The sequence below is a fragment of the Paenibacillus sp. 05T425 genome, from assembly GCF_056396205.1.
The window spans coordinates 1-14,634 of the sequence record NZ_JBFTLA010000009.1 but is presented as its reverse complement, the minus strand read 5'-3'; the positions used below and the strand labels follow the sequence as shown (position 1 = coordinate 14,634).

The following is a 14,634-nucleotide window of genomic DNA, read 5'->3' as shown; positions in this document are numbered from 1 at the left end:
TTGAATGCAAGCGACATTAAGTGAATTGGGGAATCGTGCAGCGCACCTGAATGACGGGAAAACATCAGCTTCTTCGAGGAACGAAGTCGCGGTTACATTGAAAAATTGTTCCCTTTCGTTTGGCGATGTTCAGGTGCTGAACAATGTATCCTTGGACATTTATAAAAATGAGTTTGTTTCCATACTTGGTCCGAGCGGCTGCGGAAAATCAACGCTATTGCGGCTCATGCTGAATCTCCTCCAGCCGAACGCTGGAGGGGAGGTCAGCTTTGCATCGGGCGATCAATCAATCGGGATGGTATTCCAGAAGCCGGTCCTCATGCCATGGTTGACGGCGATCCAGAACATCGTCTTGCCGCTCACGATCGGAGAGAAGCGTTTCTCCAAGAGCGTCGCGAGGGAAAAGGCGGAGGGCGCGCTGCGATTAGTCGGCTTGCAAGACTTTATTAATCACTTCCCGCATCAGCTAAGCGGCGGGATGCAGCAGCGAATCGCGATCGCGCGGGCGCTTGCCGCCGACCCGACGGTGCTGCTGATGGATGAGCCGTTCGGAGCGCTTGACGAATTTACGAGGGAGAAGCTGAATTTCGAGCTGCTCCGCTTGTGGGAAAGCCCGGATACGAGCCTCAGCACGGTCGTCATGGTTACCCATTCCATTCAAGAGTCCGTGATTATGTCCAATCGCGTGGTTATGATGTCGCCTAGGCCTGCCGGAGTCGATGCGATTATACCTGTTCCGCTGCCTTCGCATAGAGAGGTAGGCATGGAAGAGCTTCCTGAGTATCATCATACGGTCAGCGAATTAAGAAAGAGGGTCAAGCATCTATGATGAAAAAAACAAAAGAGATCATGTACCCTGTCGCTTTTGCATTAGGCTTCGTTTTGATATGGGAATTAGCCGTGCGTCTGTTCGATATTCCGGTTTATTTGCTTCCTGCGCCATCGGCTGTTCTGACGGTAATCGACGGCTCCTTGGCGTCTCATATGTTCGTTACGCTAATGGAGGCTTTGATCGGCTTTGTGCTTGCCAACATTTTGGGGATGATAACAGCCGTTATTTTCGTACACTCCAAACCGATTGAGAAAGGTATATTCCCGCTGGCGATTGCGCTCAAGACGACCCCGCTCGTTGCTCTGGCGCCGTTGCTAGTGGTATGGATGGGTACCGGCTATTCCTCCAAAATCGTCGCGTCCATGCTCATTTGCTTCTTCCCGATTCTCGTTAACAGCGTTAAAGGCTTAAAGGCCATCGAGCATGAAGCGTGGGAGCTGTTCTCGACGTACAAAGGCACGAAGCTGGAAATATTCTGGAAGCTTCGTCTTCCGACGAGCTTGCCTTACGTGTTCTCGGCTTTGAAAATATCGACGTCGCTCGCCATTGTCGGCGCTATCGTCGGCGAATTCGTCGGGGCGAACAAGGGGCTTGGCTATGTCGTGCTCGTATCTTCCTATCATATGGATACGCCGATTATGTTCTCGGCTATTATTGCTTCGGCGTTATGCGGGTTGGTGCTCTTCTGGGGCATCAGCTGGCTAGAGAAGAAAGTCGTATTTTGGCAAAGGACGGATGAAATATGATGAAATGCTCGGTTGTTAAAGTTCCAGCTCGTTCACCTAACGATACCCATACACTGAAACAGCGCTTTGAAGATTCAACGATAAATCCGGATGATGTCGTCGCCGTGCTCGGCAAGACAGAAGGAAACGGCTGCGTGAACGACTTTACCCGCGGTTTTGCCGTTCTTGCCTTGAAGAATCTGTTCGCTGCCTATAGCGGCGAGAAGGCGAAGTCCATCTCATTCGTCATGTCAGGGGGAACCGAGGGCATATTGAGTCCTCATTTCTCGGTCATCAGCCGCAGCGGAACGGTCGATAAGGATTCGGTTCAACAGGAGCAGAAATCGCTTGCGATCGGCGTTGCGAGAACACCCGACTTCAAGCCCGAAGAGCTCGGACGTATGGCCCAGGTTGATCAAGTCGCGGAAGCTGTCCGCCGCGCAATCGGCGAGGCAGGCATCGGCAGTCCTGCCGACGTTCATTTCGTGCAAATTAAGTGTCCGCTGCTGACAGCGGAGCAGATTCAGGATGCGCATCTTAGAGGCATGGGCCTCGTCACGGAAGATACGTACAAATCAATGGGCTTCTCCAGAGGCGCCTCGGCTCTCGGGGCCGCAGTGGCACTGGGGGAAATCGACCGTGAGCAGCTGCAGGAATCGGACATTTGCCATTCTTGGGAGCTATACAGCGATGTCGCTTCTACGTCTGCGGGGAGCGAGCTGCAGTACTGCGAGGTTATTGTGTTCGGCAATTCCGTCTTTGCGGAAGGGCCGTATTTTATCGACCATGATGTCATGAAGGATGCGATAGACGCCGCGGCATTAAAGCGGATATTGGACAAATACCCGAATGCGGAGATGGTGCAAGTGCTTGCGAAGGCCGAAGCCGATCCGACGGGGTATGTGCGGGGACAAAGGCATACGATGCTCGATGATTCGGATATTAACCACACGCGCCATGCCCGCGCGGTCGTTGGAGGCGTTCTTGCTTCCGTGTGCGGCGATCCGATGATCTATGTATCCGGCGGCGCAGAGCACCAAGGACCGGCAGGCGGCGGACCGGTGGCGGTCGTCTTTCGTCGCAAGGCTTAACCTTTTTTTATAAATCAAATAAAGAACTGAGAACAGGAGACTAACGATATGATCAATGCAAACAAGACAGAGGTAATGGTAGGAGAAGAGATGGCGTGGGGGCTTATGCCGGATCATATCCATCTTTATCACCGCGAAATCGTATCTGCTGCTCAGGCCGATAAGCTTGGCATTCGTTCAAGCTCGATTCTATGGGAGAAAATCGGCGTCGGCGGGCAAGTGCTGCCGCATTACCACGATGTCGCTGAAATTATATATATTACAGTGGGTAAAGTTAAGCTCCTATGCAATGGCGAATGGAAAAGCTACAAAGCCGGAGATACGTTCCACGTCCCTGCGGGAGTCGTTCATTCCGTAGCGAATGACGATGATCAGCCGACGGAGCAGATCAGCGTGTTCCTGCCTGTTGAGCAGGATGTGCCGGCTAACTCTTTCTTTAACACGACTCTCGTGGAAGACATCTATTCCATTAAGAAATAAGATTGCGGGGGACAGCCATGGCGAATAACAATCAGGCGGGTATTACATGCGGGGACATTTTGTTAATGCCCGGTTTCAAGGAAGCGGTTGTATTGGCCGGAACCGGAGGCATGCATCGGAGCATTAATCGGGTGAACGTCATGGAAGTGCCGGATGTTATTGATTGGGTTCGACCAGGGGAATTTCTTATTACGAGCGGATTCCCCTTCCGCGATCAGCCGGAGGTAATCGCCGACATCATTCCGCAGCTGGCCGAGAAAGGCGTTGCGGCTCTCGGCATCAAAACCAAACGGTTCATCGAGCAAATACCGCCGCGGGCGCTTGAGCTCGCCAACCAGCTCGACTTTCCCGTGTTCGAACTTCCGGCTTCGACAGTGTTCTCGGATGTTGTTCGGGACATTATGGAGCGGGTGCTCGTTACGGAGGCGAGGGAGCTGTCGCTCCTGCAAAGCCGATTCCAGAAGCTGTCCCAACAGCTTCTCTATGGTAAAGGAATCGAGGAGTTTATGCAGACGCTGGACGGCATGCTTAATAATCCGATTGTTCTTCTCGACGATTCGGATCAGCTGTTTCTGTCTCCTCAAGCAGAGCGATTGGAGCAGGCTAAGGATACCGCGTTGTGGTCTCGACTGCGGCTTGAATCCAATCTCGGAGTCAGCTTCATTACGATAGGCGATCGCCGCATTCGCGTATATGTATCCGAAGTCAACGATAAGCGGCATGAGAAATGTTTGTTGATTCTATTAGAGTGGAATCAGGAGCATTCCGTGGTCGATCAGTTGACGATCGACCGCGTGGGCATTCTCGTCGGGCTGGAGATGATCAACGCAAACGCTAGACGAGAGGTTGAATTGAAATATATCGATCAGTTTCTCCAAGATTGGATTTCGGGAAGAATCGTGACCATGGAGGATTTAAGAATAAGGGCGGAAGCGTCGGGCAGTTCGCTGGACGATTATCAGAATATGTACGTGGGGCTTGTACGCTGGATAGTCGGGAAGCCTCCCGCTAAGCAGCTGCTGCAGGCCGTCAGACGTCTTCGAACCAAGTCGCCGTGCGAGGGCTTGCAGGCTACTCTGTTGGAAGGGGAGCTAGTCATCCTCATTCCAGGTTCTCCGCAAACCCCGCAGCGAACGACGCTTGACCGAATTGCGGAAGAGCTGCGCTCCCAATTCGGCTCGCAGGGCTTCTCGCTCTGCGTCGGCAAGACGGTCAATCGTCCGGACCGGGTATGGGAAAGCTACGATGATGCCAAGAAAATTAACCATATTAGCGCTATTTGCAAATATGACGAGCCTTATATTGATTACAAAGGGCTTGGCGTTTATCAGCTGCTATATCATCTCCCGGACACGGAGGAGGTCATGAGCTTCCGCGATCAGTATGTCGTGCCGTTGCTCGAATACGATCAGAAGCATAATTCGCAATTTTACGAAACGATCAAGGTGTATTTCAAATATAACCGCAATCTGAAGAAGACGGCCGCGGAGCTTATTACGCATTATAATACCGTTTCTTATAGAGTCGATCGGGTATGCGAAATATTGGGCATTAACATCGATGACGGCGATGATCTATTTCAGTTGTATTTGGCCGTCAAGCTTAACGAGATGAGACCCAAATGACGGGGGAGGGTGAGATGATGAGCAAGCCGACTATTCCATTCGAGCTGACGATCGGTGTGCTTCAGGAGCTATATGCGAGTAAAGCGGTTACGCCTAGGGATGTCATCCAAGAGATAATAAGCCGTGTCCAAGCAGATTCGGCTATGAATATTTGGATCACGCCTCCTACTATCGAAGCGTTGGAGCCGTATCTAGCACGTTTGGAAGAAACGGAATTACGAGGTCTGCCTTTATGGGGCATACCGTTTGCGATTAAGGATAACATTGATGTGGCTCAAGTCGCAACGACTGCGGCCTGCCCTGCCTATTCCTATGAGCCGACCGAGCACGCGACAGTCGTACGGCGAATGATCGACGCAGGGGCGATTCCGCTGGGCAAAACCAATTTGGACCAATTCGCGACAGGTCTTGTAGGCGTTCGAAGTCCATACGGAGAAACGCATAACGCTTTGCGTGCCGAGCTGATTAGCGGAGGTTCGAGCTCAGGCTCGGCTGTTGCGGTCGCACGCGGCCATGCCGCTTTTTCTTTCGGCACGGATACGGCGGGATCCGGACGCGTACCCGCCGCACTGAACAATCTGGTCGGCTATAAGCCGAGCCTGGGGGCTTGGCCGACCAAGGGCGTCGTCCCGGCCTGCGCCAGCCTCGATTGCGTGAATGTGTTTGCTCATTCGTTGGAGGATGCGCTTAAGGTTGATGCTTATGCACGAGGCTTGGATGCATCCGATCATTGGTCTCGCAGCCTGGAGCGATCGGCGTCCAGACTGCCGCAAAAGGTCTATTTGCCGGTCGACCCGCCGCAGTTCTTCGGACCTTATGCGGCTGAATATAGCGATGCATGGGATGCGGCGGTCGATCGCATTACAAAGCTTGATCTGCCAATTGCCTATATCGATTATGAATTATTCGGCCGGACGGCGGCGTTGCTGTACGACGGGCCGTGGGTGGCGGAGCGTTGGGCAAGCTTGAGCGAGTTTGTGGAGGCTAATCCGGAAGCGGTGTTCGGAACGACGGAGCAAATCCTGCGCTCTGGGGCTTCCGAGAAGCAGACTGCTGCTTCCGTATTTAAAGCGATGCATGAGCTGCAGCAGTATAAGCTCGCTGCAAGGAAGCTGTTGGACAACGCCGTGATGATTATGCCGACATGCGGCGGTACGTATTTGCGCGACCAGGTGAGGTTAGACCCGATCGGCACGAACTCGAATATGGGGCGATATACGAACCATTGCAATTTGCTCGATCTATGCGCCGTAGCCATCCCTGCGGGAGAAGCTGCTCCGGCGCTGCCGTTCGGGATTACGCTGTTCGCGCTGGCCGAGGAGGAAGCTCTTGTTTCCGGTACGGCGGAGATGATTATTCATGGACGGATAGCGCCCGTGAGCAGTCCGAAGCAGGGTATGATTCCCGTTGCGGTATGCGGCTTGCATATGCGGGGATTTCCGTTGGAGAAGCAGATGCAAGAGCATGGCGCCCAGTTCGTACGCGAAGCGGCAACGGCTGCCAAATATGCAATGGTGAAATTGGCGACCGCGCCGCCTAAGCCCGGCTTGATTAAACGGCAKGAGGGCGGACATGCTTTCCAACTAGAAGTATGGGAAATGCCGGCCGCAGCCTTCGGGACATTCGCGGCGCTCATACCTGCGCCGCTCGGCATCGGGAAAGTCGAGCTTGCGGATGGGACGTTAATTCCCGGTTTTATTTGCGAAGGCTATGCCGAGCAGGATGCCGAAGACATCTCGGCTTACGGCGGTTGGCGGCATATTGTGTAAGCTGGGCCTTGAAAACATCAAGCCTGAAGCGCGTTGACGCTTTGGGCTTTTTGTCGTTCAATCCAAGATGTGGGATGATAGGAAGAGGAATCGTTCCATTGAAGATTGAATCCGTAAACTATACTATAGATATAGGTGAAATTTTGAACGAAAGAGGAGAAGCAAATGAATAATATCGTATCGTTGGAATGGCTGCAAGAGAAGATGGGGGACACGAATCTTGTTATCGCGGATTGCCGCTTCCGATTGGACGATCCCACGGCAGGGAGCAAAGCTTACGAGGAGTCGCATATTCCGGGAGCTGTCTATATGGATCTGGAGAAGGATCTGTCCGGAGAGGTTGAAGAGGTTGGGGGACGCCATCCGCTGCCGGATATATTCGCAATGACGGTCACGTTCGGCAAGGCTGGAATAAGCAACGATTCGGTTGTGGTCGCTTATGACGATCAAGGCGGAGCAATGGCTTCCCGCTTATGGTGGCTTCTGAAGTATCTCGGTCATGAGCAGGTCTACGTGCTGGACAAGGGCTTCTCGGCTTGGGTGAAGCAGGATCTGCCGGTATCGTCTGAACGGACAGAGGCGCAGCCTGCGACTTATATCGCAACGGTACAGCACAGTATGCTGGTTGAGATGGATGAAGTGAAGGATTTGCTCGGCAGCGAAGAAGTGACGCTCATCGACTCGCGGGAAGCTCCGCGCTACCGCGGCGAAGTCGAGCCGATCGACCGTGTCGCCGGTCACATTCCCGGAGCGATTAACCGCTTCTGGAAGGACGGCCTTGCTGAGTCAGGCAACTGGAAGGACTCTGCGGCGCAAGCCGAGCGCTTCGCCGATTTGGACACCGACCGCGAGCTTATCGTCTACTGCGGCTCGGGCGTTACCGCGACACCTAATGTTATCGCCCTGCAAGAAGCGGGCTTTAATAAGGTGCGGCTGTACGCGGGGAGCTGGAGTGATTGGATTAGTTATGAGGGGAATCTGGTTGCGGTGGGCGAGGAATAGGGGCTGTCAAGCGCTTAGTAGTTTGTGAGATTCAATACAGAGCATGGTGGAATAAAACCACAATGTTCTGTTTTTTTTTTTTTTTTTTGTGTGGTCTGTAGTCAACATCGAGTCAACAAGCATGCTCAAATTACTAACTAAATGCTCTAGATTGCACTTCCCTATTTTATGTACGGCAAAATGAAACCAGGAAGCTTATGAAAATTGTTCCTGTAGCTGTTGTGTTCAGTCTAATGATAAACTGACCGGTCTAGAGCAGGGAAGCCATCCGTATTAAAATCAACAATCTGCGTATGCGTTATGTCATTCAACACGACAGTGCTCTGATCACCACTCAATTTTTCATTTAGGCAATACTTTTTGGTTGGTTTTTGGAAGGAAATATCTTACTATTGAAATAATAGTGTTTTTTCAGATTCATAGAGAAAGTGGGAGGCGACATAAAATGAGGAAAGTATTTCTGTCACATAGTAGTAAAGATAAAAACCATTATGTAGAAATCGTTGCTCGCCAATTGGTAAAAGAAATAGGTGAGCATAGAGTAATATACGATAATTTGACTTTCGAAGAAGGTATAAAGTCGATTGACGAAATTATGAGTGGATTAGATAGTACCGATATTTTTGTCATATTTCTGTCGAATAACTCCTTACAGTCTGATTGGGTAAAGATAGAATTAAACAGAGCTTTTGAGTTGGAAAAAACCGGACATATAAAAAGAATTTTTCCGATGGTTATTGAAGAGAATTTAAAATATGATGATGTTAGAGTTCCGGATTGGTTATCAAGTGATTATAATTTGAAACCTGTAAAAAGACCGTCGGTTGCTACTAGACGAATTATCCAAAAACTCAGAGAATTAATCTGGAGTTTTAACCCAAGGATAGAGAGCAGAGAACGTTTTTTTGTCGGTCGTAATGAATTAATGTCTGTAATTGAAACACGTTTGGACTCTATCGATCTTATGGTTCCTACTTGTTTGATCGCTTCTGGGATACCTACTATTGGACGTAAATCATTTTTAGAGAACTGTTTGAAAAAAACGAATGTAGTAAAGCACTCACACAAACTTCCTGTAATTTTACTTGATTCACATCAGAGTATTGAAGATTTCATTAAGAAGATATATGATCTTGGATTTACTTCAGAATATTCAATGGAAAATTTGATTAGTATGACCATTGAAGAAAAAATTGACTTAGCAACAAAGTTGGTTGAAGAGATTCAAGAAGCCAAAGAAATAATATTAATTAGAGATAGAGGATGCATTGTCACTCCCGACAGGGAAATAAATGAATGGTTTTTGTCTTTGATTCAGAGATTACAACCATTGGGTCGAATATGTTTTTGTGTAACGGCATCCTTCAGACTACATAACCCAACAATAAACAGAATGGGAACAGTATATGTAATTGATATGCCTGAATTATCACCTTCTGAAAGAGGAGGCCTATTAAAACGTTATTCCCTTTTAGAAGAACTCGAACTGGAAAGATCGGATCTAAATAATTTTACAGATATTTTAAATGGATATCCTGAACAAGTGTTTTTTACAGTTGATTTGATTAAAGAAAGAGGACTTCTTTACACTCGGAACCATACAGAATTAATTGTTGACTATACAACAGAAAAAGTGCAAATTTTACTTGGGGAATATGCAGATGACGAGAAGGCGCTTGATCTCCTCTATTTACTATCGCGCTTTGAATTTGTGAGTTATGAAGTTTTATTTGATATTCTCAATGAAAATGAGGATTATTTCCATCTGCTAGAAAAGTTTATTTCGAAGGCTATTTGTGGAACTTCAGGTGCTAACAACGAATACATTCGAGTTAACGATGCAATAAGAGATTATGTAACACGTTTAAAACCTACGTTACCTGAAGAGTTTAGGAGAGGATTGCAAAACCACTTAAACAATTTTTTAGAAACATATGAATCAGAGGAAAAAGATATATCTGATCTCTTATTTTCAATTAAAGAAGCACTTATGCAAAAACAGCCAATTGACGAACGGTTCTTAATCCCCTCTAATTATCTAAAAACGATGAAGGAACTCTACGATAGAGGAGAGCGATATGACGAGGTAATAAATTTAGCTGATATAGTCTTACGTAAGTCCAGTTTTATGGATCAGCGCATTAAGTTTGAAATTCAATATTATTTATGCTCATCATTAGCAAGGACCCGAAATCCTCGATTTTTAGATGAGGTTCAAAAAATTAAAGGGCACGAACATAATTTCCTTATGGGTTTTTACTATAGAATAAATGGTAATACAATTGGCGCTTTAGATAGGCTGAAAACTGCGTTAGAGCAAAAACCAAATTTCTCAAGAGCAAAACGAGAACTAGTTATCGTTTATTTGAATATTGAGGATTTTGATACAGCATACGAACTCGCAAAGCAGAATTATGAAAATGATACTAACAATCCATATCACATTCAAGCATTCTTTCAATGTCTGTCTAATACTAATGAAACTGAATTGCTTCCATATGAAGAAAAAGTCCAAAAGTTACAAGAACTTCTTGGAAATCTAAAGAAGATTAAATCAGAAAAAGCAGATGTTATGTATATGGAAATGCAAGCGGAGTTTATGGCTGTTTTTGAAGGGGATCCAGAAAGTGCTATTCCGGTGCTTGATCGTGCAATTGATAAATATCACGATAATTTGTATCCACTGTTTAGCAAATTTCGGATTACTCAGAGATTAGATTTGAGAGAAGAAATGAGATCAACTATTGAGGAAATAGAAAAAAGGGTGACGAAACGATCAAAGTTTCATAACCTGTTTCTTAAAAATAAAGCTATATACCTAGCCACTATTGGAGATGCCGTCCAAGCATTCTCAATGGTAGCACAATTACGAAATTACCCTGAAAATGCAAAGAATAGAGTGCTACAAAAGCTAGAAAAATTACTTCAACAATAAGAATTAGGCGTTGGCGGAAGTTGGAGAAGTGTGGGGGCTGCTCCGTGTGCTTATTTTTATAGCTATAGTGCTACTAGATCCCTGTCGGCAAGGGTGCCAACCATAGTGCCACCAACCAGAGGAATCTTGGCATTGGGCTGAATGCCAGCGGCGTGCAGTGCAACTGACCCTCCGAACCAATGACGTTGGCGTGCGCTAAAGCTGAGACTCTTGGCTGCGCGGCGGGAACAGCACCCTCGATCATCGTAGGCAACCATACAATGAAACCAAGAGATCTCATTGCTCAGTACAAGCCCAGAATTCCCGTGATGAAAACACTTTCAAAGCATAAACGATAGCTGAAGCGATTGGATATCGTATAGCAAGAATCCGGTTGCAACGGGTGAAGAGTAAGGGCTGAGAGGCATATAACAGTATGTAAAGTTGAATACATCGTCATGTGGGCTGGATGCTCTGGGCGATGTATTTTTTATGTTCCAAGTCAACAATGAGTCAACGCTCGTTTCGTGAGAATACTCAGAAGGCTTCATGAAGGACGTGGGCTTGTATTGACGATAAGACGTATAGCTCTCCGTGTAGGCTAAACAAATGCCGATAGTCCTCCTTAATCGAGTGACTGTCAGACCTCGATTAATCTATGTCTATTATGTTTTACTTCAATATTCACCGTAATCATGTAATCACGAAGTTAACAACTTTTCCAATTAGCAACCTATTCAACAGAAAATCAACTAATGAATGTCAAAGAAACTTTGTTATTTGTTTGAATAGGTCTAATGACATGTTATAGTCAATATAGGAGTTGTAATATTATCCAGTTGTATATTTGAGGTTTTTAATAAAAGTGGTATATGAAATTACCTAATAGGAAATTTAACCTTTAAGAAGATATATTTTAAAACTCAATTGAAAAGGGATGATAAAATGTTTAATTATGCTAATTTAAATGATGTTGAATTTGAAGAGTTATGTAAGGATGTTATGCAAAAAAAACTATCCACAAGTCTAAGGGTATTCGCTAAGGGTAGAGATGGTGGAATTGATTTAACGGATAATGTAAATACGCACAGCATTATTATACAGGTAAAGCACTATATTGGAAGCAAGTTTGCTAATCTGCGTACTACCTTGAAAAAAGAAATTGATAATGTTCATAAATGGAATCCTACACAGTATTATATCTGTTGTGGGATGCAACTTACTGATKGAAATATTAGCGATGTCTATGAAATGTTTTCAGATTATATGAAAAGTGATGAGAATATTATTACATTAAAGGAAATTGATGAATTTTTACAAAAACCAGAAAATGGTGATGTAGTAAGAAAGCATTATAAATTGTGGCTATACGCTTCGAATATTCTAAATGAGATATACAACCAAGAAATATTTATAGACTGTGAGGCACTTCTTAGTGATATAGACGAAGGTTGTAAGTTCTTTGTTCAAACAAATATATACAATCAATGTATTGAACATCTGGATAAGACGGGGTTATTAATGATAACAGGGGGACCAGGGGTTGGAAAAACAACTACATCAAAAATGTTAGTTTTATATTATGCTTCACAGGGATATAGAGTTAGATATACAACTAATGGAGACATTTCCGATATTAAGAAATCATTATCAAATGACAAGGAATGCAAAGAAATTGTACTGTTAGACGATTGTTTAGGACAACATTATTTTCATATGAAGAGTACTCAAGAAAATGAATTGCTCTCATTGATTAAATATGTAAAATTATCTAACAACAAAAAACTTATTTTGAATTCAAGGATCACAATTTTTAACGAAGCGAAGGAGCGTTCGGGGGAATTTAATATATTCTTTAAAGAAAACAAAATAAGACATTCCATAATTAATATGGATAGTATAACTTCATTAGAGAAAGCGAAAATTTTTTATAATCATTTAATTTATAAACGTGTTCCATCACAATATATTAATAGTATTAAAGAAAATAAAAATTATCTTAAAATTGTTCAACATAAAAATTATACCCCTCGTGTTATTGAACATGTTACTTTTTCATTTAACTATCTAAAAATAATTCCATCTAAGTATTTTGATTATATACACGATAGCTTAGACAATCCGAATGATATATGGAAGAATGAGTTTGAGCGAAGATTGCAAGAAGTTGATAGAGCATTTTTAAGTACTTTATATTCCTTAACTGACACTAATGTTGAATATTCAGTGCTTAAAAATTGTTTTGACCGTCGTTTGACAAGAATAAGTAATATTGACTTCACTTTGAATAATTTTGAATTAGTTTTATCGCGGTTAAATGAGTCTCTTATTAATGTTATTGATAATAAAAGTAAAATGAGTATTGGAGTGATAAACCCTTCTGTAAATGATTATTTGAAAAATGCTTTAACTTTAAATAAATTAGAACTCAATGAAGTTCGTAACTCAATATGTATGTTCAATCAGTTTGAACGCAGCTATTCAAAGGAGGAGCTTTCAAATGTTTATTTTGAATATATTATTAGCGAAAAGATAAATGAAATTGATTTTGATAGCGATTCGGAAAGGAATTATTTCATTTCATCACATATTTGCAAATACAATATAAAAAACTATAAATATAGAGAAGTTATATTCGATTATTTGGATCATTCTTATTGTTATACTTATTCCAAAAGTGATTGGTTATCTCATATTGAAGTATTTACACTCTTACTTGATAAAGATATGTATGAATTCTATTCTATAAATGAATTTATTGAGGATGAATTTCATATATATAATTTATTTAGCAACTTAAATTTAGACGAATTAATTGAAACAATTAACCGATTAACAGAATGTTATGAGATAAATGGAAAGGAGTATGTATGGTTTAAGTTATTGTGTAAAAAAATGATGAATGATGAGATTCTATATTATTCGGAGAACATAAATGTTTCGGATTACTACGATAATAATGATATTCATGAATTACTTAAAGAGAACACTAAAGTTTATTATTATAGTGGCAGTGAAGAAGTAGATATTGATATTGATGCTATAACGTCAGCGTTAGAGGAAATGATTAGTGATGAGATAGATAAAGAGATACTAGAGAAAGTATCAAATCTGAACGAGGATATAAATAGTATCATATCTCTGCCTAAATCATATAATCTTAGCGTTCGTGAAATTGAAAGTGCAATTGATTCATATATTAAGGAAGTAGATTATGATGAATTTGATAACGGAAGATTAGGTGCGTCATATATTTCCGAAATCGAATCTATATTCGAACGATAAGTTAAATTTATATTGAAGAAGGCAGTGAACGAAGTTCCTTGTCTTGAAGCGCACTCAGTTGACATTCTGGGAATTTCTGATATATAATTAGGATGCTAATTATATTAACACGATCTTAGAATGGAGCCATACCGCATGTCTCAATCCATCCTTTACTTGAAAAGAACCTATATTATTATGCGCAAAGAGCTGGACGTACGGTTAAGCACATTCAATCTGACGACTTCGCAATTCGAGATCCTGGGCTACTTGGCTCAATCCGGGGGGTTGGAGCAGCAAAGGCTCCAGTATCATAGCGGGATTACCTCCGCGACATTGACCGGAATATTAGATAAGCTGGAAGCTCGGGGATACATCTCCCGTAGGCCTAGCCATACGGACGGAAGGGCTAACGTAGTGACGCTCACGGAGCAGGGCAACGAGGTGTTCGGTAAGCTGGTCGATCTTATTCTGCAATTCGAGAACGAGATGCTTAAAGGGTTCACGCAAGCCGAGAGAGATTTGCTGGGACAGTGGCTGCAACGAGTGGCCAAGAATCTAGGGGATACGGAATATAATTAGTAGGGGCTTTCAGCCTTCACTAATAGCTAGCGTCCTAGCAATCGGAGAGGAGGTGAATGCAATGGTGCATCTATTAATGAAAATGGAAATGCCATATAGCTAGGATCCTAATTAATAAGGGGGCTATTCTATTATGCGAATCGTAGTTACAGGAGGAACAAGCGGAATCGGTTACGGGACGGCGCGATTTGCCGCGGAACGCGGTTGGGAGGTAACGATCGTCGGTCGTAATCGAACCCAAGGCGAGAAGATTGCCGCCGAGCTGGGGGYGGGCTACCTCTATGCAGATCTGTCCAAGATGTCGGATGTACGTCGATTAGCGGAACAGCTCGAAGGGCCGATTAATGCGT

The 14,634-nt window shown here is 44.2% G+C and carries 11 protein-coding genes; all 11 read left to right on the top strand.

Annotated features, from left to right (window positions below; genetic code table 11):
* The first annotated feature begins 4 nt into the window (after positions 1-4).
* Entirely contained in the window at positions 5-829 is an 825-nt protein-coding gene (locus tag AC1DF0_RS20655; RefSeq protein WP_442048183.1) for an ABC transporter ATP-binding protein, read from the top strand.
* The gene (locus AC1DF0_RS20650) at positions 826-1,578 is read left to right on the top strand and encodes an ABC transporter permease (RefSeq protein WP_477575149.1); all 753 of its coding nucleotides are present in this window, start codon (positions 826-828) and stop codon (positions 1,576-1,578) included. The genes AC1DF0_RS20655 and AC1DF0_RS20650 overlap by 4 nt, the downstream gene beginning before the upstream one ends.
* Complete coding sequence (gene atzD / locus AC1DF0_RS20645; RefSeq protein WP_477575148.1) at positions 1,575-2,648, top strand: cyanuric acid amidohydrolase; 1,074 nt, start codon at positions 1,575-1,577, stop codon at positions 2,646-2,648. Before AC1DF0_RS20650 ends, atzD begins: the two co-directional genes overlap by 4 nt.
* Before the next feature lie 48 nt (positions 2,649-2,696).
* Positions 2,697-3,128 (top strand): cupin domain-containing protein, encoded by a 432-nt coding sequence (locus tag AC1DF0_RS20640; RefSeq protein ID WP_477575147.1) that lies wholly within the window; start codon positions 2,697-2,699, stop codon positions 3,126-3,128.
* A gap of 17 nt (positions 3,129-3,145) precedes the next feature.
* The gene (locus tag AC1DF0_RS20635; protein WP_477575146.1) at positions 3,146-4,753 is read left to right on the top strand and encodes a PucR family transcriptional regulator; all 1,608 of its coding nucleotides are present in this window, start codon (positions 3,146-3,148) and stop codon (positions 4,751-4,753) included.
* A gap of 17 nt (positions 4,754-4,770) precedes the next feature.
* Positions 4,771-6,522, top strand: coding sequence for an allophanate hydrolase (gene atzF / locus AC1DF0_RS20630; RefSeq protein WP_477575145.1), 1,752 nt, complete (start codon positions 4,771-4,773; stop codon positions 6,520-6,522).
* Positions 6,523-6,687: 165 nt separating this feature from the next.
* A complete protein-coding gene (locus AC1DF0_RS20625) occupies positions 6,688-7,524 on the top strand; it encodes a sulfurtransferase (RefSeq protein WP_477575144.1) in 837 nt (278 codons plus the stop codon).
* A 445-nt stretch (positions 7,525-7,969) separates the two neighbouring features.
* Positions 7,970-10,459 (top strand): TIR domain-containing protein, encoded by a 2,490-nt coding sequence (locus tag AC1DF0_RS20620; protein WP_477575143.1) that lies wholly within the window; start codon positions 7,970-7,972, stop codon positions 10,457-10,459.
* A gap of 924 nt (positions 10,460-11,383) precedes the next feature.
* The gene (locus tag AC1DF0_RS20615) at positions 11,384-13,723 is read left to right on the top strand and encodes an nSTAND3 domain-containing NTPase (RefSeq protein WP_477575142.1); all 2,340 of its coding nucleotides are present in this window, start codon (positions 11,384-11,386) and stop codon (positions 13,721-13,723) included.
* A 135-nt stretch (positions 13,724-13,858) separates the two neighbouring features.
* Positions 13,859-14,284: a MarR family winged helix-turn-helix transcriptional regulator gene (locus tag AC1DF0_RS20610; RefSeq protein ID WP_477575141.1), complete on the top strand. Its 426-nt coding sequence runs from the start codon at positions 13,859-13,861 to the stop codon at positions 14,282-14,284.
* 133 nt (positions 14,285-14,417) lie between these two features.
* A partial coding sequence (locus tag AC1DF0_RS20605; protein WP_477575140.1) for an SDR family NAD(P)-dependent oxidoreductase occupies positions 14,418-14,634 on the top strand: 217 nt, incomplete at its 3' end.